This window comes from Ramlibacter aurantiacus (assembly GCF_016722895.1).
GTDB lineage: Bacteria > Pseudomonadota > Gammaproteobacteria > Burkholderiales > Burkholderiaceae_C > Ramlibacter > Ramlibacter aurantiacus.
Genome location: NZ_JAEQNA010000022.1, coordinates 1 through 3576, shown reverse-complemented (window position 1 = coordinate 3576; position 3576 = coordinate 1). Strand labels below are relative to the sequence as shown.

Below are 3576 nucleotides of genomic sequence, written 5' to 3'. Positions count from 1 at the left end.
GGCGCAGGCGTCCGGGCACGCGGGTTTCGATTGGGACGGCCAGGCCTACCTGAAGCCCACCGGGTGGATCGCGGCGTCCGATGGCTTTCTGGTGCTGGACCACGATGTCGACGGGAGCGTCGACGGAGCCCGCGAGCTGTTCTCCAACCCCCTCATCGCCGATGCGGGAAAGGGGCTGCGCATCCTCGCCGCCTACGACGCCAATCAAGACGGACGCATCGACGTGCAAGACCCGGTGTTCAACCACCTGCGCGTCTGGCAAGACCTGGACCAGGACGGCAACAACACACGCTGGCTTGCGTTGCCGGGCGACGCCGGGCAGGTGGTGCAGCGACGCGCATGCGCGTGCGCTTGCCTGGAGGCCTGACCACATGCGCCAACGTCTACTCGTCGCATTGCTGGCTTGTTCATTGATCTCTTGTGCCGGCGGGCAGCAGGAGAGCGCGCGGGCCGGGCGACCGCTCGACTTCACGCCAGAGGAGAGAACGCTTTTCGTCGATGTATCGCTTGAAATGAACCGCATTTCATTGCCGCTTGCTTTCCCGGCTGGAGGGATTGCTGCATGGATGGATTCGGATCGGGTGATCTATTCGACTGTTGAAATCCCCGGGGTGTGGAAGGCGCAGCCTGGAGAGCTGCCAAAGGTGATTCTCCTTCGCATCAGTACGAGGACCATCGAAGAGACGCCATACAGGGGTAACTTGCTCTGTTACTCCCCGGGGCGAATGATCATTAGCGCCCCCTTCAAACCGAATGCAGGCGGCCATGATGGTCCTAGGGAACGGTTAGTTGCCGGGCGATTTGGTTCCACGCTTGAGGCGCTGCCGGACATTGAGAACAAGAAAATAATCAGCTTCAGTTGCGATTTGAATCCTATTGTCTCAACCGACAGAGGTATGGACCATACAACACGCATCTCGCTGCTGCCCGGGCATGGCTATCTACGCGTTCCCCGTGGAACCATGCTTGCACAATCAGATGGAGTTCCGCTGTATGGCCTCTACGAGAACGATTCCTCAAAAGTGATGGCACTGCCTGATCTTGGATTCTTCATGCTTACGCGACTTACCTACTTGCGGTGGATTGATGCGTACCTTGTGGACAGAGGACCTCAAGAGGTGACACGCGTGGTTTGGCCCGATGGCCGCCACACGGCAATTCCGCCGCCAGCACTGTTCTCCTCGCTTGGCCCCACTGCTGGAGGGGGGTACACCACGGCTACGAGAGATGGGCTCCTCTGGAATTTCGTGGCTTGGCGAGCTCTTTGGCGAGTGCAGGGGTTGTACTTGCAGGGGAAGTCAGGTGTGCTGCGCCGAATCGACGATGCGTCAGTACCGCATCCGCCTGGAGTGGCTGTATCAGAAGACGGCTGTCGAATCTTTTATGTACGACGCGCTGGGGATCCCTTTAATGCTCGGCTTCCATTGCGACCGACAGTTTTGAATGTCTGTAAGGAGAAACTTGGTGGCTGACTTGAACTTTCCGTCCAACCGCAATCCTCTTCCCGAAGAGGCTGACTTGCTGCGTCTCGGGATCGCTCTGTCTGAGACTGCCTACGCGCTAAACAATGGCGGTGGACCGACCTTGGGGCAGCCGCTAGCGTACATCCCAGATACCGCGCTTGCTGCTCTTCCCGGAGCGCGGTCGCTGAATATCGAATTACCGTCAGGTTTCGTAGTCAGAGGCATTTATAAGGTAGTTGATTCGGGGCTTGATGCTTTAATGGCATACAACCCACGGACCCGGCAAATACTGGTTGGTTTGGCCGGGACTAATGGACTCCCAAAAGATAAGCCGGACACTAGAGAAGACCTAATCAACCTTGGAGCAGGTCATGCAACAGAACTGCTGCTGTCAGACCGATTTAGGTCTGACTTTGAGGCAATTCTGACGGAGGCGGGAGGATCAACGAATATTTCTCAGGTGGTTTGGGCGGGGCAAAGTCTTGGTGGTGCTTCAGCCCCGATCGCTGCCGCGTTGAGCATTTTTGGAGGCTCCTTTGGCGGCCGAAACATTCCGAGCCTTGACTTACGTGCAGACCAGGTCTCCGCTGTGTCCATCAACGGGTTTGGTACCGAATATGCATTGCCTTCCGTCGGTCTGTCGCCCGAACAAATCGCTGAGTTCAACTCCGCGTCCGATCTTCACAGCGTCGTCGTTCACAACCCGCTGCTCGACAAGCCTGACCTGATCTCCCTGCTGGGCGGAGATCGTGGCGGCCGCATTTGGGGACTGCCAGTCGTTGCTACAACAGACTTGGCCGGACTCCACCGGATCAGTTTCGGTGTCGCCGAGGGCCTCGATCTGATTGGGGGAGACCTCACCCAACTCACCGAATACGACCTCCAGTCCCTGGACCACCCGACCCTCAGCGCACGGATGCGCGACATCGCGGGCTTTCTGCCGATCGCAAACAACGATGTCTCGCTGGCGTTGGCTGGTTACGCGGCCCTGCTGATGTCCAGGCCCGGTGAGGCGGCAGGTGCTTTCGGAAAGTTGCTGACCAATTACTTGGGCGTGCCAGAGCCGATCGCCCTGGCGCTAGGAGGCATTGGCGAAGGCTTGTTGCGGCTGCTGCCATTTGCCAATGTGCCGGTGTTCCTGCAAAGCATGACCCTGGCCTACCTGAGCGGACAGGCGATGGGGTCGAGCAACACAGTGGAGCCGGTTCATGCGCAGCTTCGGCCGGGCTACGTGAGGGAGGACGTGACGCCCGTCGGGAGCACGGCCCACTCGATGGGGTGGCGCGTTGTCGTCGATAGGGACCCGCAAACCGGAATACGCATCGTGCGGTATGGCGGCGGTCTAACCGAGGAAATTCACCCGAACGGCGATTCCGTCGTGTCGGATCCGCTCTCCGGTTTAGCCATTCTTGGCAAAGACGGGGGCGGCGTTTTGTATGTGCGGGGGGTGGACGCACAAGGCAACCTCACGATGTCGGCGGTGCCGCTGGTGGCAGGCGATAGCCTGCGACCGGTAGGCGGCGGTGGTTGGCAGGTGTACCGCCAGACCGAAGCAGGCACTATCGAGATGTCGGAGTACCGGGGAAACCGGCAGACCATTGTCGAGGGGTTCTTCGCGGCCGACTCGAACGTCTTCCACCCCACGGGTGCAGGGCGCATGCAAGCCATCCCGTCATGGAAGCCCGCGCTAGCGAACGAGAACGAATCACCGGCAGAAATCGCGCGCTTGAATCGCACGCCTGAGGGGCACCTGCGCGCCACAGTGCAGACCCCCGCAGGGCCGGTCGCCTCCATGCAGGTGTTCGATCACGAGGGCGGGCGCAGTTCGGTCATCACGTTGGACTATCCGGATGGCCGGCGGGAGGTGCTGACCATGGGCACCAGCGGCGAGTTGGTCGGCCGCGAGGTCACGGCGCCGACCGCTGGGGACGGCATTCAAGTCGTCCGCTACGACGATCGGGGGCGCGAGCAGTCTCGGGTGAATACCGCCTACTTCCGTGACGAGAACGGCGTCAGCCGGGTGGAGACCGTCACCACGGTGTCCGGCACCAGGCGCAACACCTATGACGCCGACGGCAACCTGTACCGCTCCGACCCGGTTCCGGGCGTCAGT

3 protein-coding genes are annotated in these 3576 nt (G+C 60.4%); all 3 read left to right on the top strand.

What is annotated here, in order from left to right; genetic code table 11:
- Nucleotides 1–367, top strand: a 367-nt coding sequence (locus JI739_RS24255) for an SPM autocatalytic domain-containing protein (RefSeq protein ID WP_494338075.1), incomplete at its 5' end; no start/stop codon positions are given.
- Between the two features lie 4 nt (nucleotides 368–371).
- Entirely contained in the window at nucleotides 372–1472 is a 1101-nt protein-coding gene (locus JI739_RS24250) for a hypothetical protein (RefSeq protein WP_201686599.1), read from the top strand.
- A partial coding sequence (locus tag JI739_RS24245; RefSeq protein WP_201686598.1) for a hypothetical protein occupies nucleotides 1465–3576 on the top strand: 2112 nt, incomplete at its 3' end. The genes JI739_RS24250 and JI739_RS24245, both read left to right, overlap by 8 nt.

Coding starts and splice junctions, on each gene's coding strand:
- JI739_RS24250 (WP_201686599.1), top strand. CDS start 372: ATGCGCCAACGTCTACTCGTCGCATTGCTGGCTTGTTCATTGATCTCT.